This is a genomic window from Bradyrhizobium sp. STM 3843 (assembly GCF_000239815.1).
Classification (GTDB): Bacteria; Pseudomonadota; Alphaproteobacteria; order Rhizobiales; family Xanthobacteraceae; genus Bradyrhizobium.
Genome location: NZ_CAFK01000299.1, coordinates 206079 through 232943 on the forward strand (window position 1 = coordinate 206079; position 26865 = coordinate 232943).

Genomic DNA, 26865 nt, shown 5'->3' on the forward strand with positions numbered 1-26865 from the left:
CGCTGCGACCAATACTATTGTAGGCAATCTGCGTCGCGAGTAGGCTGACGAAGGGGACGAATGGTTACTGATACCGCCTCTCTCCACGGAGTGGCCGGATAGGTTCCGGAACCCGGCAGATGAACGTATCCTCGCCAATCTCCAGCAAGAGAGATGCCGATCCAGAAGTCTTGTGGGACGACGGAGAACTCGTCTTCTGCCGCGAATGGCGGCCGGACGTCGACGGCGAGCTTCACAGCGTCTTGATCGTAAAGCCCGGCGCTACTGCTCCAACACCGGCCAGCCTCGACCGGCTCGCACACGAATACGCGCTACGGGACGAGCTGGACGGCGATTGGGCCGTCCGGCCGCTGGAGCTGATCCGCGAGCGCGGTCGCGCCTTGCTGGTGCTCGAAGACGGCGGCGGTGAACCGCTCAAGCGGCTGCTCGGGGCACCGATGGAGCTCGGCAAATACCTGAGACTTGCCGTCGGCTTGTCAGTCGCGGTTGGCCGACTGCATGAGCGGGGCCTCATCCATAAGGACATCAAGCCCACAAACATTGTCGTCAATTTCACGACCGGCCAAGTGTGGCTCACCGGCTTTGGCGTCGCTTCGCGCCTTCCTCGGGAGCGGCAGTGGCCCGGACCTCCCGAGTTCATCGCGGGAACACTTGCCTATATGGCGCCAGAACAAACCGGGCGGATGAATCGCTCGATCGATTCCCGGAGCGACCTCTACGCGATGGGAGCCACGCTCTACGAAATGCTCACCGGCACTCCGCCGTTTACGGCTTCAGATCCCCTGGAGTGGGTTCACTGCCACGTCGCCAGGAAGCCGACACCACCCGCCGAGCGGTCGAAGAATATCCCGGGCGCCGTCTCGGCAATCGTCATGAAGCTGCTCGCCAAGACTGCCGAGGAACGCTACCAGACGGCGGCAGGCGTTGAGCATGACCTTCGACGCTGCCTGGCTGAATGGGAGACTCAGGGCCGCATCGACGAATTCCGGCTCGGCGAACACGACCGGTCAGACCGGTTGCTGATTCCTGAGAAACTGTACGGGCGCGCACAGGAGACAAAGACCCTGCTGACGTCATTCGACCGGATCGTCAACGGCGGCCGGCCCGAATTGCTGCTGGTTTCCGGATATTCCGGTATCGGCAAGTCCGCTGTCGTCAACGAACTCCACAAATCGCTGGTTCCCCCGCGCGGGCTCTTCGCATCCGGCAAGTTCGATCAGTACAAGCGCGACATTCCTTACGCCACTTTGGCGCAGGCCTTTCAGGCCCTGGTCCGCCCCCTCCTGAGCAAGAGCGAAGCAGAGCTGAGCGGGTGGCGGGATGCCATTCGAGAGGCCGTGGGTCTGAACGGACAGCTCATCGTCGACCTCGTTCCGGAGTTGAAGCTCATCATAGGAGAACAGCCACCAATACCCGAACTTCCTTCACAGGACGCACAAGGCCGCTTTCAACTCGTGTTCCGTCGATTTATCGGAGTATTCGCGCGGCCAGAACACCCGCTCGCCCTCTTCCTCGACGATCTGCAATGGCTCGACGCGGCGACACTCGACTTGCTCGAGGATCTGTTGACCCGGCCAGATCTGCGATACTTGATGCTGATCGGCGCCTATCGCGATAACGAGGTTGGCGCCAGCCATCCTCTGATGCGCAAGCTGCAAGCAATCCGCCAGGCAGGAGCGATTGCACGGAACATCGTACTTGCGCCTCTGACGGGCGAAGACCTGGGACAGCTGATCGCGGATTCTCTTCATTGCGAACTCGAGCGCGCCATTCCTCTCGCGCAACTAGTCCACCACAAGACCGCGGGCAATCCTTTCTTTGCCATTCAGTTCATTTCCGCGCTCGCGGAGGAAGGTTTGCTCACGTTCAAGCATGGCGAAGGACGATGGTCCTGGGACGTCGGCCGCATTCTCGCCAAAGGCTACACCGACAACGCCGTGGACCTCATGGTCGGGAAGCTGAGCCGCCTTCCGGCGGACACCCAGAGCGCATTGCAGCTGCTTTCGTGTCTCGGCAACAGCGCGACATTTGCGACGTGCCGGATGGTTTACCAGTGTTCCGAACAGGACATACATGGCCGGCTTTGGGAAGCCGTGCGTGCGGGTTTCGTCTTTCGATCAGAGGACTCCTATAGGTTTCTCCACGACCGTGTTCAGGAAGCCGCCTACTCGTTGATCCCGGAGCACCTGCGCGCGCAAGCGCATCTCCGTATCGGGAGGCTGCTTGCGGCGCACGCCTCTCCGGAGAAGCGGGAGGAGGAGATCTTCGAGATCGTCAACCAACTCAACCGCGGATCTCACCTGATCGCGACAGGTGAGGAACGTCGGCAGGTCGCAGAGCTGAATTTCATTGCCGGCAGACGCGCGAAGACGTCGACAGCCTACGCCTCTTCGCTGAACTATCTCTCAGCCAGCCGGGCGTTGTTGACCGAAGACAGCTGGGACGACAACTACGAGCTGATGTTCTCCATCGAAGTCCTCACGGCCGAGTGTGAGTTACTGACGGCACAAATGCCGGCGGCCGAGGCTCGGCTTTCGATGTTGGCGCATCGAGCAAGAAGCCGACACCATGTCGCTATCGTCGCGCGTTTACGTCTCAGGGTCTACACGGCTCTGGATCGGAGCGATCGCGCGGTGGAGGTATGTATCGAATTTCTGCGAAGCCGTGGCACCGATTGGTCGCCGCGCCCTACTCGCGACGAAGTGCTTCGCGAATGCGAGCGCATCTGGTCCCAGCTTGGGGACCGGCACATCGAGGACCTGCTTGACCTGCCCTTGATGACCGATCCGGACGTCCTCGACGTTCTCAATGTCCTGGTTGAGGTCCAGACGCCGGCATTGTTCTACGACGAGAACTTGTCTTCATTCGTCATCTGCCGCATGGTCAATCTAAGCCTCGAGCACGGCAACAGCGACGGCTCGTGTTACGCTTATGTATGGCTCGCGATCATAGCAGGGCCCCGATTCGGCAACTATCAAGGCGGGTTTCGCTTCGGCCGGCTCGGTTATGACCTCGTCGAAAAGCGCGGGCTGAAGCGCTTTCAGGCACGAACCTATATGTCCTTCGGAGACATCGTCCTGCCGTGGACCAGGCATGTCCGGGACGGCCGCGATCTGGTGCGCCGCGCCTTCGATGCGGCACGTGAGGTCGGCGACGTGACCTACGCCGGCTTTTGTTGCGACCACCTGATCAAGAACCAGCTGGCGGCGGGAGATCCGCTGGTTGAGGTGCAACGCGAAGCCGAGGACAGCCTGCAATTTGCCCGAGAGGTTCGCTTCGGCCTCGTCGTCGACCACATCAAAGTGCAGCTTGGCCTTGTCCGAAGCCTTCGCGGCCTGACTGCAAAATTCGGATCCTTCGACGACGATCAATTCGATGAGCTTCTGTTCGAGCGCCATCTGGGAAGCAACCCCGCCTTGGCGGAACTCGAGTGCTGGTATTGGGTACGGAAACTACAGGCCCGCTTCTTCGCCGGTGACTACGCTTCGGCAGTCCATGCCTCGCTGGGCGCGCAACGGCAGCTCTGGACATCACCATCGCAATTCGAAACCGCCGAGCTGTGCTTTTATGGAGCTCTTTCTCACGCGGCGCTCTGGGATTCTGCGTTACCCGACAGGCAAGAGAACCATTTGGAGACTCTAATAGCTCAGCATGGACAGCTCGAAGTATGGGCAGAGCGCTGCCCTGAGAATTTCGAGAACCGCGCAGCGCTGGTGAGCGCGGAGATCGCGCGCATTCAAGATCGCCCACTCGACGCCGAGCAGCTCTACGAACAAGCAATTCGATCGGCGCGCGCAAACGGCTTCATCCACAACGAGGCGCTCGCCAACGAACTCGCTGCCCGTTTCTACGCGGCACGCGGCTTGGAGAAGATCGCACACATGTATTTGCGTGAAGCCCGCGACTGCTATCTGCAGTGGGGGGCCGATGGAAAGGTAAGACAATTGGACGGGTTGTATCCTCTCCTGCAGGGGAAGGAAGCTCCACCAGGCCCAATGAGCACGATCGGAACGTCGGCTGGACAATTGGATCTCGCAACGGTCCTCGAGGTATCGGAGGCGGTATCGGGCGATATCGTGCTTGAGAAGCTTATCGAAAAACTATTGCGTGCCGCCATCGAGCACGCCGGGGCGGAGCGTGGAGTGCTGATTTTGCCGCAGGACACGGACTTGCGGATACGGGCGGAAGCGACGACCTGGGACAATTCGGTCAGGATCGCTCTCCGCGACTCGCCAATCTCCGATGCTGAACTGCCGGAGTCGCTCGTCCTTTATACTGCGCGCACGCAGGAACACGTCATTCTCGACGACGCCTCCACGCGCGGCGCCTTTTACGGCGACGAGTACATTCGCCGCACGCGCGCCCGGTCCGTGCTCTGCCTGCCGCTCATCAAACAAGGCAGGTCGGTCGCTTTGCTGTATCTGGAGAACAACCTCGCGCTGGGTGTGTTTACGTCCGCGCGTGTCGCCGTTCTGAGGTTTCTCGCGTCCGAAGCCGCAACATCGCTCGATAACGCCCGCCTGTACGGCGAACTTCAGGAACGCGAATCCAGGATTCGTCGGCTGGTTGACGCCAATATCATCGGGATCTGCATCTTCAATGGGGAAGGTGCCATCGTTGACGCCAATCACGCCTTGCTCAAAACCTTGGGATACGACCGCGCGGATCTCGAGGCGGGGCGGCTGCGCTGGACCAACCTGACACCCCCGGACTGGGCCGACCGCAATGCGCTCGCCCACGCGGAGCTGGCGGCCACCGGGGCTGTCCAACCCTTCGAGAAGGAGTATTTCCGCAAGGACGGCACCCGCGTTCCGATTCTGATCGGCGCGGCCGCATTCGACGAGCAGCGGGATCAGGCCGTAGCTTTCGTGCTGGATCTGAGCGAGCGGAAGCGTGCGGAAGCCGAGGCACGCGAGAGCGAGCGGCGCTACCGCGAAACGCAGATGGAACTCGTTCATGCGAACCGCGTAGCGATCATGGGGCAGCTCGCGACATCGATTGCCCACGAGGTCAACCAGCCCAACACTGCGGTCATGGCCAGCGCTCAGGCGGCTTTGCGCTGGCTGGAACGCGACAGACCGAAGCTCGAGCAGGTTCGTGAAGCGCTGATACGCGTCGTCCATAACAGCATCCGGTCAAGCGAGGTCATTCAGCGAATCCGCGATCTCATAAAGAAGGCGCCGCGCGAAAGGGATTGCCTGGCGATCAACCAGGTCATCCGTCATGTCATCGAGCTCACTCGGGTCGAAGCAACAAGGAATGGCGTTTCGGTGCGCACTGAATTCGACAAGAGCTTGCCCATGGTCATCGGAGACCGGGTCGAGTTGCAGCAGGTTGCTGTCAATCTCATCCTGAATGCCATCGAGGCGATGAGCGGGACCAGAGACGGCGAGCGAGGATTGGTGATCCGCACCACGAGAGAGGATCGCGACACCGTACTGGTATCGATCGCGGATACCGGGCCTGGATTGCGGCCTGAAGATCTCCAGCGTCTCTTCGAACCCTTCTACACGACCAAGCCGGGCGGCCTGGGCGTTGGACTGTCGATATGTCAATCGATCATCGTTTCGCACGGCGGCAGATTGTGGGCCGAGGCCAACCTGCCGCGCGGCGCCACCTTCCAGTTCACCGTTCCAATCAACGACGGACCTGGAGTGAGTTGAAGCGTCGCCTACCGGAAAGCGCGTGTCTCGCCCCTCAGCCGTGCTGCTGCGTGCTGGTTTGGCGTGCGACAGAAGCGGCGATGGCCTCCTGGATCATTCCGACGACCAGCTCCGGCGCCGTGATCGGCGACGCATGGTCGACCCTTGCCGAGCGAACCTTCGCACCCATCCTGCGCGCCAGGAACAGCTGTGTCGCCGGATTGATCATTCGATCCTCCTCGGCGACGAGGAACCATGACGGCTTCGCCTTCCATGCCGGTTTCGGAGCCTTTTCCTTGATGGCCGCGACGGCAATTGGACGCTGGATCGCGGCGAGGAGAGCGGCCTGTTCGGGCCGGGCATGCTGACACCAGGCGGCGCTGAACCGGTCGTCGGGCATCCAGAGGAGACCGTGGCTGTCGGGGGCAAGTTTCGGCGCCTCTGGCGACGGCTTGTCGCGGTAGAAGACGTCGGCGACCGTCTCGCCCTCGTCGGGAGAGAGGGCCGAAATGAACACCAGCGACCGAACTCTCTCGTTGGTGCAGGCACCTATCACGGCACCGGCATAGGCATGCGCGACGAGGACGACGGGGCCATCGGTTCGCTCCAATGCCCGCTCAAGCGCCGCGACATCATCCGACAGCGACGTGAGCGGGATCGGTGCCGCCAACGCCCTCAGCCCTCTGGACTGCAACGGTGTGATGACGCGGGCCCAGCTCGACCCGTCGGCCCAGGCGCCGTGGACGAGGACGACCGTGGCGTTCGCGTCCGCGGCTTCAGATCGTTTGGTGCGGGCTCGGACGGCTTTCTTGCTCGCGCGAGGATGCGCCGCCGCCGGCGCAAGCATGCCGAGCTCCGCCGCAGCAACTGTCATCGCCGCGCCTAAGAAACGTCGGCGATCATGGTGGATTTGCTCAGACATAACTCTTCCCTTGCTCTGACAGGCAGCGCGGCTGCGCTTCCGTGGACCCGGACTTGCTCTATTCGACGGTCCAGCCAGTGTGGTTACAGCGCACGGGATCATTTCGGCGTTCAATTCCCGACGGTCCCATGCGGCATGAAGATGATCGAAGTTTTGAGCACGATGGCTCCAACGACGCCAATCCTGCGAAAACGTGCTTCCACGGAGCTGCTAACGTTTCTTGCCGCGCTGTCATCGAGGGGGTGTTGCCAACTGCGCCGCGCTGATCCTGAAGGACACCAGACATGATTGAAGAGACAAAGATTGAACGCCGCACCTTCGTCCAGGCGATGACCGCGGCGTCGAGCGCCGCTCTGTCCCTGGCACTTCTGCCGCAGCCCGCCGCCGGTCAATCCCCTCATCAATCGGCCTCGACAGCTTTCGATCACTTCGATGCTGGTCGCTTCGAGACAGCGGAGATCAAGACCGACGACAACACCATCTTCATCAGGCGCTACGGGAGCGGATCCCCCCTGCTCATGGTCCATGGATTTCCTCGGACCAGCCTGATGTGGCGTCATGTGGCGCCACATCTCGCCAGCAACCGCACGGTGATCTGCGTCGACCTTCGCGGCTATGGCCGTAGCGGCATCCCCGCCTCCGCGGAGGATCATTATCCCTACACGAAGCGGGCGATGGCGGACGAGCTTGTCGCCGTGATGGACAAGCTCGGCTTTTCCAAATTCGATCTGGTCGGGCATGACCGCGGCGGCCGCGTGTCATACCGCCTCGCACTCGATCATCCGGAGAAGGTGCAACGTCTCGCGGTATTCGACGTCCTGCCGATCTCGGAAGCCTGGGGCCGCGCAGACGCGAAATTCACGATGACCTACTGGCCGTGGAGCTTGCTCTCGCAGCAGGCACCGCTTCCCGAAAAGTACCTGACCGGTGCGCCAGGCGCGGTGTTCGACAATCCATTCGGCCAGGGCTCGTTCAGCCCCGAAGTCAGAGCGGAATACACCGAAACGTATCGCGATCCGGCCCGGGTGCATGCCATCTGCGAGGAGTACCGCGCGGCCGCAACTCTGGATATCGAGCACGACAAGGCCGATCAGAAGCGGGGCCGGCGCATCAAGTGCCCGATGCTGCACCTGTGGGCTTCCGGCGGCCCTCTCGATACATTCTACGAGCAGGATGGGGGCGCGTTGGGTATCTGGAGGAAGTGGGCGGACGACGTACACGGTCAGGCCGTCAAGGGCGGTCACTTCTTCCCGGAGGAAAACCCAGCCGACACGGCGGCGCTTCTGACCAAGTTTCTGTCGACTTAGCGCATGAACGCGCTTTCGACATGGCGCGCAAACCGGCAGCCCCGGCGCGGCCGGCCGCCGAAGTCGACCAATGCCGCCAGCGATTTGAAGAGCATGCAACTGAACGGCGGCGCCATCGCAGTGCGGCGTCAAGTAGATTATTCCGTTCGAGCTTCACGACGAAGCGTCAGGAGAAAAACTCGCGCTATTCCGTTGTACCAGGTCATTCTGTACCCGCGGTAGCGCGTTCGTCCGGACTCCTGAAGAGTCCTTTGCTTTATGAAGTTCAAGCCGGACTTGCCCCCACAGATCAGTCGCAACCGCTACCATCGGCCATGATTGACATGAGAACAAAATGGGAACAATCTGCATCCGGTCAACACGGAATGCGGCCCAATGTCCAGTCCTTCCGCGCAAATTCGTCAATTCGAGCCCGACGCCCTTGAGCTGGCGGCGGATCAGATTATCGCAGCGTGTGATGGAGACGTACGTGCCGCCGTCTGCGCACTGATCGTCGCCAAAGGTCTACTCGAAGCGGAGCTGAGCGAAGTCTACGCGTCATCTTCAAGAGGCTACGCGCGAGGCCGTAGGAGAGATCAACAGGGCTAGGAATCCGAATGGCCGACTTAACCTATTACGTCGCCTTGTCTTTCGTGATGAACGACGAGGGTCCTGCGGCTCGTGACGGCGTTGAGTGCCCGACAGCCAACGCAGCTATCCTCCGCGCCGAACGCCTCGCGAGAACAGAAGGCAATATTGGCGCGGTCGCTTTCAGCCGAACCGGCGATCCTGCATTGGGCGATTTTGCGGATGCCGTCGTGCTGCGGGCGTTCGGCGAGGTCCCGACCGATTTGAGCACTCTGTGACGCGCGATTGATGAGAGTCGGAACGCGAGATCCTCGCGCACGGCGCATCTGCATCCGTATAGAAGCATCCACCGTTGCCAACTGCAGAGAGGCCTGGCAGCACTTGCGCTTCCGATAGAACCGTTGATTAAGAGTCAGCCGCGGATCGAGAACAATCAACGACTTGCTGGTCGCACCACTTGGCTTATCCGACCGAAAGTGGGCATTCGTCACCCGTTGTTGCGCTGCCCTGCTATCTGAACACGCGCTAAGCGGTCAACAGCGATTACAAGGCCATTGATTGAGAGGTTCAAATCGGGGAGGCGCACCCACCGATACCAACATTCAGTTGCGGTTTCAATTTGACCATGACAGGCGAAGGATTCCATACCCACGATCGCCGGTGCCGCGCGCTCGAAGAACTGCAGCAGCGTGTCGCGCCGAAAGCGAACCTTCTGGATAACTGCGCCGTCGCCTCCCAGGCCGACAACGTGGAAGATGTTCTTTCCAATATCTATTCCATAGACCGCTGCAGCGCGCGGGGTATTGCGTTGAGCCATTACAACCTCCTTTGGTTTGGCAGCCTCATGATGAGGCGGGAGGACGGGGCGGACCATCCCATTAGTGGTGACGCCCACGGCCAAGCGGAAAGCTGTCGCGCATCTCATTGGCGTCCACGGGATGAGCGAACGGCGGGGGTGTAAAGCCATCGGCTGCTGCCGCATGACCATTCGATACCAGACGAGCCGTGTCGATGATGCCGAGCTACGTCAGCGTATGTGGGCGATCGCCCATGAGCGCCGCCGCTTCGGCTATCGTCGCCTCCACGTCCTGCTCAAGCGGGAGGCTATCTGGTCAATCACAAGAAGCTGTTCCGGCTCTATCGCGAGGAGCGGCTGACGGTACGCCGCAGGGGCGGCCGCAAGCGGGCCATCGGGACCCGAGCACCGATGACGGTGCCGGTGCTCCCGAATGATCGCTGGTCGCTCGACTTCGTGTCGGATCAGATGACCGATGACCGGCGCTTCCGTGTCCTGACCGTGATCGACGACTGCACCCGGGAGTGCTTGGCGCTGGTGGCCGATACCTCACTCTCGGGCGCCCGGGTCGCACGAGAGCTGGACCGGCTGGTCGCCGAGCGCGGCAAGCCCGGGATGATGGTGAGTGACAACGGGAGCGAACTCATCAGCAATGCCATCCTGACATGGGCCGATCAGAGCCGCATCGCCTGGCACTACATCGCGCCGGGCAAACCCATGCAGAACGCCTTCATCGAAAGCTTCAACGGACGGCTGCGGGATGAACTGCTGAATGAGACGCTGTTCACCTCGCTCGCCCAAGCCCGCGTCGCGCTCCGACGCTGGCGGGCTGACTATAATGACGCGCGGCCACACTCGCAGCTCGTCTGGAAGACGCCGACCGAGTTCGCGGCCACCTGCAATCCGCGTCGGGATCTGCCGCTGCGCTATGTCGAAGGCTCCGCGCCAGCTCCCGCCCGCTACCACCGCCCGGATGGCACACCCAACCGCCTGAACGAACTCAGACCTGGATAAAACTTGGGGGCAAGGTCAGTCACGACAAGTCGCGGCTCAAGGTGGCTCCGATCTGCTCCAGCGCCCAATCGACCTGATCGCTGGTGATCACAAGTGCCGGGGCGATGCGGATCGTGTGTCCATGGGTATCCTTGGCAAGAATCCCCTTGCTCTGCAGCGCCTGACAATAGCGACGCGCTTCGCCTGCTTGCGGGTGAAGTTCAACTGCCAGCATCAGCCCACGCCCCCGCACCTCGCGGATGACATTGGAGCGGATGCTCCTCAGGCCATCGAGGAAGCGCGCGCCCTGCACGGCGGCGTTCTCGATCATCCCTTCCTCGACGAGCACGCGCAGGGCTGCCCGCGCCACCGCACAGGCGAGCGGGTTGCCACCGAAGGTCGAGCCGTGTTGGCCAGGTCTCAGGGTACCGAGCACCGCGTTATTCGAAAGGACGGCCGACACCGGATAGAAGCCGCCAGACAACGCCTTGCCCAGCAGCGTCACATCCGCCTCAATATCGTCGTGCTGTTCGGCGAGCAGCTTGCCCGTGCGACCTAGCCCGGTCTGGATTTCATCGAGGATCAACATGACATCATGCGCGGTGCAGAGCTCGCGCACATTCGCGAAGTAGCCGGGTGGTGGAACGATGACGCCGGCTTCCCCCTGGATCGGCTCGACCAGGAACGCGACTGTGTTCGGCGTGATCGCCTCCTCCAGCGCCTTGGCGTTGCCAAAGGGAATGATCCTGAAGCCTGGCGCGAACGGTCCAAAATGTTCACGTGCCGCCGCGTCGGTGCTGAAGCCGATGATGCCGAGAGTCCGTCCGTGGAAGTTGTCGGCGCAGACGATGATCTCGGCTTGCCCATCCGGCACGCCCTTGACCTCGTAACCCCACTTGCGCACGGATTTGATCGCGCTCTCTACCGCCTCGGCACCGCTGTTCATCGGCAGGATCTTATGAGAGCCAGTAAGTTCCGCGATTTGCTCGTAGAAGGGGGCCAGTTGGTCGTTATGGAAGGCACGGGAGGTCAATGTCAGTTTACCCGCCTGTTCCACCATGGCGGCCAGGATCTTCGGATGGCAGTGGCCCTGGTTCACGGCCGAATAGGCGGAGAGGCAATCGAGATAACGGTTACCTTGCGTATCCCACACGAACACGCCTTCGCCGCGCGACAGAACCACAGCGAGCGGCTCATAGTTCTGCGCGCCAAAGCGCGCCTCCCTTGCGATGAAATCAGAGACCGGTCGCCCCATCTTTTCGTCACTCCTGTTGCAGCGAACTGACAGCAACCGGCTTTTCCACTCGCGCTGATCATGGCGAGGACATCGGCTTGCATGCAGCTGCACAATTGTCGGGAGCAACAATTGCCTGCCTGCAGCTCGACCAAGAAGGCAACGCAATCGGCACGATCTCCGGTGAGGACCGTGACGAGGCTACAATAGGTTCAAATCGTGCTCGCAACACTCGATTCTTGCGATTGGTTGGACGGGAAGGTTCCCGGCTCGGGCATAAATAGATCCGTGCCGCGCCCCCCTGCGTCCCGAACCCTGTCATCGGGCTGCATAGCGAAGTCTATGCATTTTGATTTCATCCGGCCACAACTATTTCCGCTCGTCCCTGACGTAGCCGGGGTTATTCCGTGGCTGGCACTCTATAGGTATTGTCAGTTGGTTGCGGGTGCCCGAACACCCGATTGCTTGCGATTGATTGAACGGAAAGCTCCCAGGCTTGCCGCGCAAATAGAATCCGATAGAGCCGCTGATTAAGAGGCGTATGATCTGCTTGGAAAATCAACGTTCATTTCGACAGACTTGCCGTTGCTTGGCGTCAAGCTTCGTTAAGGCGAATGCAGAGGCCGCCGCCTCAATGCGTTCACATCGCCTTGGCGAGCGCGAACAACCGAAAATCCTCGAGCGCCGCGTGCCGATGCGGGGCGGCTTTGCGCCGGATTAATGTCGTTTCCATCCTGCATGGCCGCGCCTTCGCTGCAAATAATGCCTCGGCGTAGACCACCAACACGATAGCAAGCGCACCCGGTGCGAGCTCTCGCCATATCGTGGTATCCAAGTTTGGTATCGTGAGGCTTGGAAGTCCAGATGGGATGTGCCCGCGACCAGCACGCCGATTGCTTCCCCTCCGAGCAGCCCAATCAGGATTTGGCCCCGGACATGACGATAAGTGCCGCGGGCAGCTCGGCGCAAAATGGCGCAACAACAGCATTGCGGCGAGGCACAGTACGGCTGGAGCAAGCGAAGCCTCCGCGAGCTGTTGCAGAACGTGCCAAGGCTTCGCGGAAAAGTTGCCAGAGGAGCCACTTAGTTAGTGAACTTGCACGGCAACGGCGGCTTTGGTGTTATCGGGTGTATCGCCGCGCCTGTCGGAGGTCGCTTGAACTATTGCTTCTAACGTGCCCCTAAATGAGCTTTGCGCAATGGTTGCACCAAGGGTACCTGTCGATGGCGTAACGGCCTCTGTTCCAAAAAGAGCGAGCATAATATGGACATCGGCATTCTTTTTATTCAGCTTGCGAACAGTATCCTGAAACTTGGTTGTGGAAGGTTGGCCGACGTAGCAAACGCATGCCAAAGAGGTCTCCGTCATGTCGAGCGAAAGGAATTTTGACACGGATAAAGCATCTGCTTCTTCCGCCTGCGCTCCGATTTCGTGATGCCGCAGCAGACAAGCCAATACTAACGCCGCCGCCTCATCGAGCTTGCTGGACCCGGGAATGCAGAGAACCGAACGTGGTGACTCGTTTTTTTCTTCAATTAACGAGGGTTGCAACTTTGCTTGCTCAATTGCGATCGCGGCGCCGGGGCTGGAGCTCAAGTCTGGAGGCGAAAGGTCCGAGGCTCTTACATCGTAGTGCGTTTCCAGATGAGTCACCAACTCGTCAACGGTTGATACAATTCGATCCAGACGTTCTTCGTCGAGATGACCTAATCGGCGGTCGGCTTCGGCGAGCCTCAAACCTTCCAGCAGGATCGAGTCACAATAGTCTTCGAGCGATGACCCTCTAAGAAACTCATCCGCTTGTTCTGCTGCTTCGAGTGGATCGCCGGCAAGCATCCGCTGGTAGATCAGTTGAGAGGGACTCAACGGAGGCTGGTCACCAAGCATGACGTCGAGGAACTTGAGCCGCTCAACATGACGTCCCACGACAACGAGGCATACCGTCAAAGGCGTCGCTATCACAAGTCCGACTGGGCCCCAAAGCCATGTCCAGAACGAAGCAGACAGAATGATGGCGACTGGGGACAGGCCAGAACTATGACCGTAAACAAGAGGCTCGATGACTTGTCCGGCAAGCAGTTCCAGCACTACGAACAGGAGAGCCGTCTGCAGCAACATTTCCCAACCAGAGCCGACAGCCGCAGCCAGCGTGAGTGGAAATATCGCTGAGATCAAGGCACCGATATACGGCACGAAACGTAGAACCATCGACATCAGACCCCAGAGCGGAGCTGAAGGAACGCCAATCAATTCGAGACCTGTGCCAATCGCCAAACCGAACACGGCATTGAAAATAATTTGGGTGAGGAAGAGCTTGCTCAGCCGTTTGCCAGCATCATCAAGGGCAGCGGTTGTGCGCTGAATATCTCCCGAGCCGGCAAGGCGGACTAGCCGATTTCTGAGATCCTCCCGTTGCAGCAGGATAAACGCCACAAAGATCACGACGATTCCCGTCGTCGTGAGTGGTGAAAGCAGTGGCTCGATGATCTTGGCCAGTGTTGTCAGAGCGCCGGGGTCAGGTTGTCTGATTTCGACCGGTATCGGAAACGTCTTATCCGATGCTTGCCTCGCAGGTCCATTGTCAGTCTGGCCGGATGCACTCCCGCGTTGTAGCTCTGTCCCCAATTCCTTGAGAACGGTGGACGCCTGTTTCAACGTCCCAGGACCGCCCATAAAACCGCGGAGACTCTCGACCTTGTCGCTCAGCGTTTGCTGATATGCAGGCAGTTGGGCGGCCAGGCGAGTTGCCTCGGACACCATCAGACCACCCAGACTGAAAATGATAGAAAACCCGAAGAAGACGACGATTATTACCGAAGCGGTACGTGGAACGCGCCAGGAATGCAGACGGATGACCAGGGGTGCAAGGGCGAAGCTCAGAAGGACGGCTAGCGCTAACGGAACGAAAATTTCCCTGCCAAAATAGAGTCCAGCAATAATCATCGCGGCCACGGCCATGTTGGTGAGCACCGTGCCGCGCCGTTGTGTTAGCTTTACTTGAGCCGGCTTCTCCTGCAACTAGGTGTTCCTCGCTCCGGCCGAACTGCCGATGAAATTCCTCTTACCAAATATCAGATTGGGCATCTGCACCCTGGAATTGGCGCACTATTTCTTCGCCCTCCTGTCACCCGTTTGGAGCAAAATCCTAGTCGGCTTTCGCCTTTGACATTCGTCAACGCTTGCACCTTGGTACAATGTCGGTTGTATCCCGGGTTGCCGGGCCCATCATGTCGATGTCGCCCTCGGCCGCTTGCGAAGGCGGCCTGCAGCCCCTGCTCCTGCATCGTGCCGGCTGGATGGAATACCACCCACCCAGCAAATCAATGCCGGACTTCATCTCATTCCTGTTGCCGTTGCCCGAACACCCCTGGTCCGGCGATTCCGTTGGATGGCACCTGCGCTACTGATCAGTCACGAGCCCCGGACACCGTCCGGGGCCTTTTTTCTTCGTGGTCTCCGGGATCACAACCGTTGCGTCGGATCCCGGGATTGACGGACTGTGTCGTTGCCTGCCGTTTGCTTTAACGACCCTGACCCTGACCCTGGCCCACGGTGATCTTCGACTGCATTTCATCTGCAATCCGATCCGAGAGCCGGTCCGCAACCTCGGTCCTCACCGCATCTGCGAGCTTCTCCCGGATGGCGTTGCGCAGTGCCTCACGCTGCTCGGGCGTGAGCTGCTGGATCGCGGCGGCTACGTCGTCGCTAACTCTGGGTGCGATCCTGTCCCGCATTGCGTCCGCAAGCCGATCACGGACCACATTGCGAAGGGCATTCCGTTGCTCGGGCGAGAGCCCTGCCCCGCCGCTGGTCGCCGCACCGACCGTTCCTGCCGCCGCGGTCCCTCGGATCCGGTCGGCAACATTGTCCGCAAATCGTTCCCCGATCGCCGCCGCGGCCTGGTCAGCAAGCCTGTCCTTGACAACGCTGCGAATGGCATTGCGCTGCTCCGGCGTGAGCTGAGCGGAGCCAGCCGCCTCGTCGCCAATTCGATCCGCGACTCTCCCTCGCATCTCGTCCGCAAGATTGTCCCTGACGGCGCTGCGAATGGCGCTGCGCTGCTCGGGCGTGAGCTGGCCAGCTCCGATGTTCCCTTGCATCCGCTCCGCCAGCTTGTCCACGATCCGGTCCGTAACCTCCCCTCTGACCGCGTCCCCAAGCCTCTCCCGGATGGCGCTGCGAACAGCGCTCCGCTGCTCGGGTGTGAGCTGGGTCGCACCGGCTGCATCGTCGGCAAGCTGCTCGGCGACCCTTTCTCGCATCGCGTCCGCAAGGCGCTCTCTGACCACGCCCCGAAGGACGTTGCGCTGCTCGGGGGTGAGACCTGCTGTCCTACCGGCAGTCGCCGCACCGACCGTTCCCGCGCCCGTCGTGCCGCGCGTCTGCTCCGCGACCCGATCGGCGAGATTGTCCGCGACATCAGCCCTGACCGCGTCGGCAAGCCGATCGCGGATCACGCTTCGAATGGCGCTGCGCTGTTCGGGCGTCAGACGCGTTGCGCCGGCCGCGTCCTCGCCAACACGATCGGCAAGCCTGCCCGCCATCTCGTCTGCGAGTCCCTGCCTAATGGCGCTGCGGATCGTATTCCTCTGGTCGGACTGGGCTCCGGCCGCACCGGTCGTTCCCGCGGCTGTCGTCGCTTGGGCCTGATCCGAAATGCGGTCCACAATGTTGTCAGCAATCTCCCCTCTGACCTCGTTCACAAGCCTCTCCCGGATGGCGCTGCGGATCGCATTCCGCTGCTCAGGCGTGAGTTGGGTCGTGCCCGCCGCATCGTCGGCGAGCCGTTCTGCAACTCTGTCCCGCATTTCATCCGTAAGGCGGTCCTTGATGACGGCGCGGATTGCGCTCCGCTGTTCCGGCGTAAGCCCGACGGTGCCGCTCTGGGCGCCGGACTGCGCCGATGCCGTCGCAAGACTCAACAGCATGGTCGCGACTGCAGCCGAGCTAGCGAGCAACGTCTTGGTATACCTCTTGCTGGACTCCGATTTCATGGGCTATCTCCTCGTACGTGACCTTGTCGATAAACAGCCCCGGCCCGCTTCAACCTGAATTGAGCTTGTTGTCTTGGACAGATCATCTTCTGCCTAGAGAAGGCGGCAGCCCTTTAGAAAATCATTCTCGTCTATTGATGTCTGGCCCAGCCACCTCCGCTATTGGACTGGGTCTCCGAGCTCAGCAGTCATTCAGAGAGCCGACGATCTTTTCGATCTAGGCTATCCATCGCGTGCTCCTCGCTTGGAGGCGATGATTTCATGCCGCCTTGGGCCCACTAGTATTGATTTGAATCAAGACCACTACAATCGTACGGCCGGGCGAACGGCCTTGGGGCGGGATCAATCGCCTTTGACGCGTTGTCCTGTCGTTCGTGACGCTGATATACCTCGCAGCCGTCCCAATGGAGCGCACCTTGGGCAGCTTCCTGGCACGGAGGCTTACCGCGATGTGCCACGTCGAAGCTTCCTTTCGCAGATCCGACATCAATGGGAAGGAACGCTCGAAATAGTGCGGCTGAATGCTCCAAGGAATCGACAGAATGAGATTAAAAGCCTGCAAGCTGGACTAAACGCGTGGAACGTCCCGCGAGAGGATTAGCTGCACTGAATCGTCCCGTGAAAGTTACAGGCGAGGACGACCTTACGGCCCTACACGCTCCCTTACCTCGCACGGCGTCCCCCTTACGGGATTTGGAATGTCTTGTAGCCATTTCCCAAGAGTCTACCTATTCCACCACTGCGAAGCTTCAAAGAACGACTCCGAGATCGCTGAAATCCCAATCGATTTGACCTCGAAATTTGAATTGACTTTTCTCGCTATGTCGCGGCTCTCTTGCTCACCTTGCAAAGCCCTGCAACAGGCATTGAAAGAAAAGGTCGTTGCGGAAGAATATCCGGAGGCAATCAAAAATTCGAGCATAGTTGGCGTAGGTGTCCCTTCTCATTCTCTCACGCGCTCTGAAAGGCGCGACTAGGCCTGCAGCAAAACGCTGCATCGTCAAAGTTGGGGAATCGAACCACGGACAAATCGGGTGGGTAGGGCGCCAGTTCGGTCTTGCTCGCGACCCAGATTCCTACCCAGGTGAGAGCCGTCTGAGACCCGTCACCGTGTGCCATAGCGCATCATCTGGCGTGAGATCGGGAACCGAACCACCGACCTTGGATGGGTAGAAGTCACGGTGCCGGGGCGGAATCGAACCACCGACAGTTTCAATCGCGTCGACAGTAAAATTCGAATTTGCACGCGAGCCGCCCCACCCGGTTGACCTCGGGCTGCACAACAGGGTCGATGCCGCCAGTACCTGGCGCTATTCCCGCTACGAGACCGTACTAGCTTCTTGATTTAACGTGATAGCGCTTCCTAGGGAAGCGAGGGAAGCCAACAAGATCAACGGACTAAGAAACCGTTTGGAAAAAAAGGGATCATTGTTCTGCAAGGCTTTTCAAGAGCGCTACCCAAACGACGCGACCGAACTCAGCCACGAACGAGACCGCCGCAGAGTCGCGAGCCGCTGCTACTCAATGGCGCTTCCAGATACGTTTGATGGAGCTGACGAACCAGCATCAAGCATTTTGCATTCTTGCCCGGCGATAGAACGACGCGAGTGCGCGGCAGAGGAAAATATTTGCCTATCCCAAATGAGTGCAGATCGTTTGATCGCAATGCCTTTGCCCCACGGCACCAGCCGCCCTTCAAGCCCCCACAGCATCGTCTTCTGACGGAGCTCCTCACCTCAGCCGATTGCCTCAGATCACCTCATATGCAAACAGCGTTGCAACGAGGGTGATGCCGACCAAACCGACGAGAAAGATTAAGTCAGCAATCCGCTCGATTCGGGCGCTCACCCTCGGCCGCTCCGAAAATCGAATCGAAAGATATGATGCCAGCGCACTGGCCAGAAAAATCACGGCGGTGAGCGCCGCATATTCATCGACATGCGACGGGCCGAGCTTCGCCTCCGCCAGCTTGACCAATCCAATCAGCGTTGCGCAAACGCCGATCATCGTGGCCGAGACCGGCAGGATGTGGGACGCAAGACCTTCGCTTCGGGTTCGGGCAGGCAATCCGCTTGACATGACGTTATCTCGGCAAGCTTTCTGAATAGTAGCCCGGATTTCAGAATGAGGAAGCCCGGATGAGTTCTAGCCGCTAATGGGCGACCAAATGATCCACGCGCAGCGCCGGCTGCAACTCGCCGCGAAGCGCGGGCGGCACGTGGCTCTGCGGCTACAGTGACCGTCCACTCAATTGACCGGCAGATATGGGCGCAACCACAGATACCGACATTCACTTGAGGTAGCCATATGAGGTGGTTGAGCCTGCATGATGTGTTGCCCTCCCAAGGTGGAGGTCACGCGTTCGAATCGTGTCGGGCGCGCCATTCTCCCACCATGCCGAATAAAACAGCGAACTTTGCGAATGCTGGCTGAGACCAAGCACACGCAGCGGCCATAAGCTTAGATCGGCCGCCATCCGTGGTTAGCGACGTCAGTGATCGCTCCGCGCCGCTTCAGGGCGTTTGCCATCAACCGCTTTATCCGATTACCCTGTAGGTTGTAGCGTCTGCGCTTAAGTTGCCGGCTCTTCAATGGCAACAATTCGACGCACGTGCTACGTCTTGGCTTTCGGCGGCGGGGATCGTTCGAATGGTGGACAGCATGGGAGTCACCGCGCTCGATTTCGGCCTGCGCGGCGCGACTGCGAGCCTGTTCCTGATGATGATTCCCGCAGATGGCCGCATCGCGAGTCCGGCCTCGGCGCCCTATAACTTCGCGCGCATGGTGATGCTGGTAGGTCGGTCGAAACCTTCGTGCGAACTCTCAGCGATCTTGACGAAGCCCATGCGGCCAAAGGTGACGTGATTTTCCGTCAGCTCAATGCGGGTCTGCAACTCGAGCATTGTCAGGCCTAGCCGGCGCGCTTCCTCGCGTGCGGCCTCCACCAACCGCCGCCCGATCCCTGCGCCTTGCAGACCCGGTCGAACGGCAAGCTTGCCGATATAGAGTGCGTCCCCCTTGGCACGCGCGAACACGCAGCCGACCAGATCGCCCTCATGATCCGCCAGCAGCAACGCCCCCTTTTCAGCATCTTCCTGCATCGACTGCGGCGTGAGCCGCAATGCCGATGATGGCGGGTCGATGCGTGCATCCATGTAGGCGAACGCGTCAAGGATCAACGCGCGAACTCGTTCCCAATCACTGAAATCGGGAGGGGCGCGGCGAATAGTGATGAGCGGCACATCGGGACTTGATGAATTCATCAGGGCCAATGTAGCTTTTCGAGCGGGTCGATTCCAGAGCCAAGGCAGAGCGTACTATTGGACTGTCGTGCACTATCGAGGCGCTTCGCATGATGGCCTTCGGGTGCGAAGTCAGCTCGGCCTGCTTCGCAGCAGCGTTTGCCGAGCAGCAGCGCTCCTCGCAACGTTCGGCGTCGCGGAGTATTACTCGACCAAGTGCCATTGAAGTACCAGCGTCAGCGGGCAGATCGCAAGTGCGGTGCATGCGGTTGCAACTGTGGCGACCGACGGTCCTGAAATGTCGCCCAGCAGGCCATAGAGAACCGGAGCGCTTGCGCTTGATCCGATGGCGCCTGTGTAGAACAACGCGAAGGCACGTTCGGTCATATGCGAAGGCGTGAGCTCCGGGACTGTTCCGTAAAGCACGGATGAAGTGCCGTTGAGCATGACGCCGAGCGCGGGCAGCAGCACCATGACCGGCGCGAGCGGCAGCAACAGCACACCGAGGATCAGCGCTGCTGTCGCGGCCTCCGTAACCAGTACCGTTCGCACCGTGCCCATCCGTTCGCCCAACCAGCCGCAGGCGAATTTGCCGGCGGCACCACCGACGAACACCAGAGCCAGGGCAAAGCCGTTGATCGGCAGCGAGGCGCCCTTCATGCGCAGCAGGAAAGGAAGAAAGGTGAGGAATCCCGTCCGCACCCCGCTGTCGAGCATGCCGATTGTGAGCAGCCAATAGAAGCCCCCGCGTTCCTTCCCTTGACGGACCGAAGCCTTCGACGCGCTCGCATGGCCTCCTCCCACTCGCGGCATCCAGACCGCGATACAAACGGACACGACCAGGCCGGCACCGCCCAAGGCTAGCACCGCATGGCGCCAGGACACACTCACCAGCAACAGAGAGATCAGGGCCGGGATGGACGCCTTGCCCAGGTCGCCCGTGAAATTGTAGATGCCAAGCGGTCTTCGCGCAGCCCTGCCATAGGCCCGCGACACCGCCGCTGACGCCAGCGGATGCTGCGTGCTCGACCCCGCCCCGGCGACAGCGAGCGCCAGGCCGAGCCCGAACATGCCGCCCGACAGGCCGGCGAGCGCATACCCGGCCGCTGCGACAAGCGTGCCGAGGGCGAGAACGATCTTGCCGTCGATGCGCTCGGCTATGCGTCCGGCCGGGATCTGCAGTCCTGCCATCGCGCCCGAATAGATCCCCTTCAACATCGCCAGCACGCCATAGCCGAGGGCGAATTCGGTCTGCCAGATCGGAAGCAGCACGTAGATGACGTCCGTAAAGCCATCGTGGAGGGCATGATTGATGCCCGTTACGGTTAGTGTTGTGGTCGCGCGTTGGGATCCCTGCGAGGCTTGCCCGGCCGCCTGGGATGTTGCTTCTGTCATTGGGCCTCCGCTCAAAATGGAACCTCAGGTAAGAAAATCTGCAGAATGACCTCGCCCTGTCGCGAGAGTCGTGTCGAATCCCGGCTTTTGTCACAATGAGCGCTGGTGTCGGCCCTGACAAACGAGTAATCTTGAAGCAACAGGATAGAAAACCTAACCATTGAACCATCAGCATCGCCATCTGCCGCCGCTCAATGCGGTCCGCGCCTTTGAGGCTGCTGCGCGGCTGGGCAGCTTCAAGAATGCTGCGGCCGAGCTGAACGTCACCCATGGCGCCATCAGCCAGCACATTCGCCTGCTGGAGCAATGGCTAGGCACACCCGCCTTGTTTCGCCGATCGGTGCGACGTGTCGCGCTGACGCCGGCAGGTGCAGCGCTGCTTGCGGAGGTCGGTCCGGCGCTCGACCGGATCGCAGACGCTGTGCAGCAGCATCGCGCCAAACGAAGCGACACCACCGAGGCTGTACTGCACGTCAATGCGCTTGCGACCTTCAGCATGCGCTGGCTGCTGCCGCGCATGAGCAGATTTCGCGACGAGCATCCCGAGATCGAGGTTCGTCTGACAACGTCGAACGATCCGATCGACGCGCTGCCCGAGACCTATGACGTGGTGATCCGCGGCGGCCCCGATACCTATCACGGCTTCTCGTCGCGCTTCGTGGTTTCCGAGCGACGGTTGCCAGTGTGCAGCCCTACGCTGCTCCGGCAGTTGCCTCTTGACGAGGTCCAGGACCTGTCGCGTCACACGCTGCTGAACGTGACTTCGATGCCGCGGCTTTGGCGAGACTGGCTGGCGGCGGCCGGAGAGCCCGGCCTACGGCCGGCCGGCGCGCTGACGTTCGATCATTTCTATCTGACGATCCAGGCGGCGATCGATGGGCTGGGCATCGCAATGGGGCCGACCGCCCTCGTCTCCGACGACCTCGCGGCGACCCGACTGATCGCGCCATTTCCAGAAATTAGTTTGCCAGCAAGACCCTATTTTGCGTACATGCCGGCCGCGAACAGCAACAACTCGCACAGTGTGGTGTTCTGCAATTGGCTGGCCGACCAGGGCGAGCGATCAGAACGCCGGGACGCGTCGAACAGCTGCGAGGTCACTGACTAGGCCGCGATGGCTAATTACGCAACCGCTAGGGAAGATCACGATGCGACCTAAGTATACAATGACCGATGCTCCCGAGCTTGGCGTAAGGGACGCAATCGTCAAACCGCTGATCGCATTCAACAACACCCGGGCCAGTCAGCCGGAAAGCTATCGCCCCTTAGTGATTATCCTTTCAGATCATGACACCGACGAAATTATTGGGGGGCTTTGGGGAGGAACGAATTTCTCACATCTGCATGTCGACCTTCTATTCGTGCCTGACAGCCTGCGCGGTACCGGTCTCGGTCGGAAGATGATGCTCCAGGCGGAGCAAGAGGCGATTGCGCGGGGCTGTCGTGGTGCATGGCTGGACACGTACAGCTTTCAGGCACGCGCGCTTTATGAACAGCTCGGCTACACCGCTTTTGGTGTCCTCGACGATTATCCTCCGGGCCAGCAGCGAATATTTCTGCGCAAGCAGCTGGATCGTTAAGGCGATCGGCTTGCGCTTGTTTCTCCCCTTTTGGCCCCCAAGGACACCGAAAGCACAGCGTTGGTCCTATCTGTCCAACGTGCACGGGAGTGCTCGTTGCGCCTCTACACGCGGTCGAGCTTGTGCCACGGCCCATCAGGGAGATCGATAATAATCACATCACTGGGCCTGATCGCTCCCCCTGACCGCACTACAGTCATGCCTGCTTTGCGGATTAAGTTTCCCTCGCCATCCCTGTCGAGGACGGCCTTGAGAAGTCCAGGCATGAAGTCGTCGATTTGCTTGCATGGATTGCGTAGCCCTGTCACCTCGATGGTCGCTTCGGCGCCAAGCCTGAGCAGCGCCCCGCGCGGCAAAGATAATAGATCGAGACCCTGAGTGACGATGTTCTGACCTAAATCACCGGGGCCAACATTGAATCCCTTGTTGCGAAGCTCGTCGAAGAGCTCCGCGTGGATCAGATGAACCTGCCTGAGATTCGGCTGTGACGGATCGACCGCAACGCGTGATCGATGTTTCACCGTCTCTCCCATATGGGCATCTCCTTCAACGCCGAGACCTGCAAGAATCGTGATCTGGGAGCGGAGAGATTTGCTGAAGCCGTGCCCTTTACCTGCGCTAACGGCTAGAACTCGACCCGGAGCACTAGAGATCGCACGCTTGCTATTCCGGCTTGCTGCTCGAACCAGCAGTTATGGTGACCTCGTCTCGCATTCTGACGCGAAAACCGCAAGCGTTTGGGCGGACTTCCGTACAGGCTGACGACGTCCGATTAGGGTCTTGGCCGTGGCCGTCTGAGCCGCCGGCACGCTGGTCCAAATTGCCCCTGAGACCGGACATCCTTTGCGCAGCAGGGAAGGTCCGGAACGGGCCGATTTTGTTGCGAAAGTCGGTGAGATAGCGGCTTGCGGTAGGTGCTAATTTCTGAAAATGGGGTCGTATGCTCTGCCCGCCTTCCCGACCGGGACGGCGACAACGCATTGGCACTAACGCCTTACACACAAAGCAACGAGACGCTACGCAACCCGCAACCGGGATGTATCCGGCGGATGAATTGTCAACTTGGCGAGGCGGCGCAGATTCTGGGCGATCGCCGCGAGCGTGAACTCGAACTGGGCGCCTGCCGGCCTCCTTAGTCTCAGTCGGCCCATCCGAAGGATCCGCTTCAGATGGGCAAAGAGCATTTCCACTTTCTTTCGGTCGCGGCGCGTCTGCTCATAGGCGGCGGTCTTGGCAATGGCCCGGGCGACGTCGCGCGCTGCCTCGTGAATATGTCGTGTGATCTTGCGGCTCGGTGTTTTCGGACAGCACTTCGACTTGAGCGGACAAGAGCGGCAATCAGCGACGCGCGAGAAGTACGAGACCATGTCGTCACCGCGCGTTTTGCGCTTTCTGGTTGACCTTGGCACGATCTTGCCATTGGGGCAGACGTAACAATCGTGGTCGTCGTCGTAGATGAAGTCGTCCCGGCTGAACGTGCCATCATCGCGCTTCGACTTGTCGATGACTGGGACATGCGGCGCGATGCCCTTCACATCGACCAGGAAGTGCAGGTTGGGCGCCGAGCCATAGGCTGTATCGGCGACGAGCCAATCCGGCTTGATTCCGAAGGTCGCCTCGGTGCGCTCAATCATGGTCTGTGACGCGCCGACTTCCGCCTGCCGAATCGCCCGGGACGCCTCCACATCCATGATGATACCGAACTTCACATCAATGAGGTAATTGTCGGCGTACGCGAAGAACGCAGCATTGCGCAGAGCGCCGGTCCATTGCGCAGCCGGATCGGCAGGAGCCACGAACTTCGGCACAACCTCGGTCGCAGCGCCCCATGCTGGATCGTCGAGGCTTGCAAGATAGTCCTGCACGGCTCGATTTTCAGTCGCCGGGTCGAGCTCGTGGTCCCATTTGTCCCCGGGCGTCGATCGGCACTTTTTGGCGTCCGCTGCAATCAGGCTGGCATCGACCGCGAAGCCACTGCCGCCAACAAGATCCGCTCGGATGCAGGCTACGACGACACGTTCGAACAGGCGGTGAAACACGTCGTATTGACGGAAGCGGCTCGTTACGGGCACGCGTGAAAGCCGAGTGATCTGGGATCTTGTCTTCGATCCCGAGGCCGCAGAACCAACGATAGGCGAGATTGAGCTGAACCTCGCGGCAAAGCGCGCGCTCGGAGCGAATGGCGAACACGTACCCGAGGATCAGCATCCGCATCATCAGTTCCGGATCGACCGAAGGCCGCCCCGTATGCGAGTAGTACGGGGCGAGTTCTGTTCGAGCCCAGGACAAATCCAGCACGGCAGCAATCTGTCGGACTTGGTGGTCGTCCGGCACTACGGCCTCGAGATCGAACGCATAGAACAGTTGGCCCTGCTCACTCTTGCGCCGCCCCATCATCGAACTGCTCCGTCGATGGCCCCCTCAGAACGACGGAATCACGGTTCGGCACACCGCTCAAGAGTTCTGCAACAAAATCGGCCCACAAGCGAAGTGGAAGGCCGCAACTTTGACGTCTGCTCTGGAGTGGTCAGCGGACCGGAATTGCTCAGGTCGAGTGTTTCGCATTTTGACCCTTAGCCGATTAGTCGGCATCCCTTGTACTCTTTTCCCGGTTCGCCTGATCCACCCAGTTGCGGAAAATGGAGACAATCTCCGGTAGGTCGGAAGGGCCGCAGGCAGCTATGAACTTCTTTTTCTCCACACGGCAAATCCACCACGACGTGACTTTGGTCGGGTCGTAGGCTTGCGACTTCGTGCCGTTCCGTTGAGGCTCGAATTGGCGATTTTCCAAATCCGTTTCCTCAAGGTTTATCGTGAGGATCCATCCCGGATTGTCTAAGGTATCGAGCTTAACGCCGTTCTGATGCTCCCAACTCCCATTGCATTGACTGGCGTACCAGCGTGTGAGCCAAGTCAAGTGATCCATTTGTTGCTCCGAGCCGTCTCGAATCGCGGCCTCCTTGGTATCTGACAAAATCTTTCATGTCGCCTGTTGGGCCCATTCCGGACCTTCCGGCCTGTGTCGAGGATGTCCGCTCTCGGGGGACGACCGGAAGTGAGCTGCCGGAGGACTAAAAGACCGCTTGTGACCGGAGCGGCCCCAACCGACCTCCAACAACAGCTGCACGCCCCACGTTTCAACCTACACTGCACCAGGCGGCCTCGGGTCGACGATGCACCTTTGAGCTGGCAGGAGAGCTCGAATGAGCAACCCAGATTTCGCATGCTTTCGATCGAACCCGCCCCAACTGCTTAGGCCTCTCTCACCGATTTGCGGCGCAAAGCGCATTCGTGATCATCCCCGCCAGGGTCCCATCATGGGCGAAGCCCAGCGCCAGCTCGGCACTGACATCCAGCATTGGATAACGGCCGAACGCTGCCTCGATGCGGTCGTCGGGATCGAACATCACGCCCGCTGACCGCTCCGCACCGTACAGTCGCGCCAGGCCGGCCACGACGTCGGCGATCGAGAGACAAAGCGCCGGAAGCTGCAGATGACCGCAGACCTCGATCTTGCCGGCACGGATGAGATTGTCGACGACGGCCTTCGCGGACAGCCACCAGGCGGTCGCGGCCGGCGACACCGGACAGACGTAGCGTTCGCCCGCGGACAGTGCGTGCAGCAGCTCGCTCATGAAGGCCGAGCCGAAGCCGCTCACAGGTCTCGGCCGCGCGACGATGCCCGGGAGCCGCAGTGCAATCCCTGATAGATCTCCGCGTCGTGTGTGGTCGGCAAGCGCAATCTCCACCATCCGCTTGTGCGCCCCATAGGTGATCACGGGGCGCGCCTCCGTCTGCGTGCTGACCAGCGCCGCGGAGAGCGCGCCATAGACGGCGATGCTGCTAGCATAGACCACGCGCGGCCGTCGCCGACTCTGCGCCAGCACTTGGAACAGATCCAGCGACGCATCGAGGTTGACGCGGCGGCCGAGCACCGGCTCGGCCTCGGCGCGACCGCCGGGAACGCTGGCGAGATGAAACACCAGATCGAACGATGAGGCGCCGACGCACTCCAGGACAGCGCGATCGTCGAGGCCGCCTCTGATCCAGGATAGACGTTCGCCGGAGGCCCAGGCCGGTGCTGGGGCGAGATCCAGTCCGGTGATGTCCGCGCTCCCGATGTCGGTCAGCAACCGGCCCAGCAGCGCACTGCCGATGAAACCCGCAGCACCCGTGATCAGGATGCGCATCG

The 26865-nt window shown here is 60.4% G+C and carries 16 protein-coding genes and 2 pseudogenes; 6 read left to right on the top strand and 12 right to left on the bottom strand.

What is annotated here, in order from left to right:
- The first annotated feature begins 119 nt into the window (after positions 1 to 119).
- Positions 120 to 5663, top strand: a complete 5544-nt coding sequence (locus tag BRAS3843_RS31330) for an AAA family ATPase (protein WP_008973200.1) — start codon at positions 120 to 122, stop codon at positions 5661 to 5663.
- A 34-nt stretch (positions 5664 to 5697) separates the two neighbouring features.
- Here the strand turns inward: BRAS3843_RS31330 and BRAS3843_RS31335 are convergent, their stop codons facing one another.
- The gene (locus BRAS3843_RS31335) at positions 5698 to 6489 is read right to left on the bottom strand and encodes an alpha/beta hydrolase (protein ID WP_008973201.1); all 792 of its coding nucleotides are present in this window, start codon (positions 6487 to 6489) and stop codon (positions 5698 to 5700) included.
- A gap of 359 nt (positions 6490 to 6848) precedes the next feature.
- Here BRAS3843_RS31335 and BRAS3843_RS31340 point away from each other — a divergent pair, with 359 nt between their 5' ends.
- Complete coding sequence (locus tag BRAS3843_RS31340; RefSeq protein ID WP_008973202.1) at positions 6849 to 7871, top strand: alpha/beta hydrolase; 1023 nt, start codon at positions 6849 to 6851, stop codon at positions 7869 to 7871.
- A gap of 596 nt (positions 7872 to 8467) precedes the next feature.
- Entirely contained in the window at positions 8468 to 8716 is a 249-nt protein-coding gene (locus tag BRAS3843_RS31345) for a hypothetical protein (RefSeq protein WP_008973204.1), read from the top strand.
- Between the two features lie 209 nt (positions 8717 to 8925).
- Here the strand turns inward: BRAS3843_RS31345 and BRAS3843_RS42385 are convergent, their stop codons facing one another.
- Positions 8926 to 9255 carry a hypothetical protein gene (locus BRAS3843_RS42385; protein WP_035983375.1) on the bottom strand — a complete coding sequence of 110 codons (330 nt, stop codon included), beginning with the start codon at positions 9253 to 9255 and terminating at the stop codon, positions 8926 to 8928.
- Positions 9256 to 9319: 64 nt separating this feature from the next.
- Between BRAS3843_RS42385 and BRAS3843_RS31355 the strand changes: the two are divergent.
- Positions 9320 to 10248, top strand: a pseudogene (locus BRAS3843_RS31355) (IS3 family transposase); the annotation flags it as partial.
- A gap of 19 nt (positions 10249 to 10267) precedes the next feature.
- Here the strand turns inward: BRAS3843_RS31355 and rocD are convergent.
- The 6 genes from rocD to BRAS3843_RS31390 all read right to left on the bottom strand — a co-directional run bounded on the left by rocD (position 10268) and on the right by BRAS3843_RS31390 (position 21093).
- Positions 10268 to 11482 carry an ornithine--oxo-acid transaminase gene (rocD, locus tag BRAS3843_RS31360; RefSeq protein ID WP_008973208.1) on the bottom strand — a complete coding sequence of 405 codons (1215 nt, stop codon included), beginning with the start codon at positions 11480 to 11482 and terminating at the stop codon, positions 10268 to 10270.
- 1066 nt (positions 11483 to 12548) lie between these two features.
- Positions 12549 to 14480, bottom strand: coding sequence for an AI-2E family transporter (locus tag BRAS3843_RS31370; protein WP_035983378.1), 1932 nt, complete (start codon positions 14478 to 14480; stop codon positions 12549 to 12551).
- Positions 14481 to 14983: 503 nt separating this feature from the next.
- Positions 14984 to 16456 (bottom strand): hypothetical protein, encoded by a 1473-nt coding sequence (locus BRAS3843_RS31375; protein WP_008973211.1) that lies wholly within the window; start codon positions 16454 to 16456, stop codon positions 14984 to 14986.
- A gap of 1749 nt (positions 16457 to 18205) precedes the next feature.
- Positions 18206 to 18463: a hypothetical protein gene (locus tag BRAS3843_RS31380; protein WP_347379597.1), complete on the bottom strand. Its 258-nt coding sequence runs from the start codon at positions 18461 to 18463 to the stop codon at positions 18206 to 18208.
- A 758-nt stretch (positions 18464 to 19221) separates the two neighbouring features.
- The gene (locus tag BRAS3843_RS31385) at positions 19222 to 19719 is read right to left on the bottom strand and encodes a GNAT family N-acetyltransferase (protein WP_008973218.1); all 498 of its coding nucleotides are present in this window, start codon (positions 19717 to 19719) and stop codon (positions 19222 to 19224) included.
- 183 nt (positions 19720 to 19902) lie between these two features.
- On the bottom strand, positions 19903 to 21093 hold the full coding sequence (locus BRAS3843_RS31390) for an MFS transporter (RefSeq protein ID WP_008973219.1): 1191 nt from the start codon (positions 21091 to 21093) through the stop codon (positions 19903 to 19905).
- A gap of 160 nt (positions 21094 to 21253) precedes the next feature.
- Between BRAS3843_RS31390 and BRAS3843_RS31395 the strand changes: the two genes are divergently transcribed.
- Both BRAS3843_RS31395 and BRAS3843_RS31400 read left to right on the top strand, forming a co-directional pair.
- On the top strand, positions 21254 to 22201 hold the full coding sequence (locus tag BRAS3843_RS31395; protein ID WP_008973220.1) for a LysR substrate-binding domain-containing protein: 948 nt from the start codon (positions 21254 to 21256) through the stop codon (positions 22199 to 22201).
- A 58-nt stretch (positions 22202 to 22259) separates the two neighbouring features.
- Positions 22260 to 22673, top strand: coding sequence for a GNAT family N-acetyltransferase (locus BRAS3843_RS31400; RefSeq protein WP_201768878.1), 414 nt, complete (start codon positions 22260 to 22262; stop codon positions 22671 to 22673).
- A gap of 104 nt (positions 22674 to 22777) precedes the next feature.
- Here the strand turns inward: BRAS3843_RS31400 and BRAS3843_RS31405 are convergent, their stop codons facing one another.
- The 4 genes and pseudogenes from BRAS3843_RS31405 to BRAS3843_RS31420 all read right to left on the bottom strand — a co-directional run bounded on the left by BRAS3843_RS31405 (position 22778) and on the right by BRAS3843_RS31420 (position 26863).
- Positions 22778 to 23326, bottom strand: coding sequence for an MOSC domain-containing protein (locus tag BRAS3843_RS31405; protein ID WP_035983379.1), 549 nt, complete (start codon positions 23324 to 23326; stop codon positions 22778 to 22780).
- A gap of 363 nt (positions 23327 to 23689) precedes the next feature.
- Positions 23690 to 25070: pseudogene (locus BRAS3843_RS31410) on the bottom strand (IS1182 family transposase).
- 184 nt (positions 25071 to 25254) lie between these two features.
- Complete coding sequence (locus BRAS3843_RS31415) at positions 25255 to 25599, bottom strand: immunity 53 family protein (RefSeq protein ID WP_035983380.1); 345 nt, start codon at positions 25597 to 25599, stop codon at positions 25255 to 25257.
- A gap of 337 nt (positions 25600 to 25936) precedes the next feature.
- Positions 25937 to 26863, bottom strand: coding sequence for an NAD-dependent epimerase/dehydratase family protein (locus BRAS3843_RS31420; RefSeq protein WP_008973226.1), 927 nt, complete (start codon positions 26861 to 26863; stop codon positions 25937 to 25939).
- Positions 26864 to 26865 lie beyond the last annotated feature (2 nt).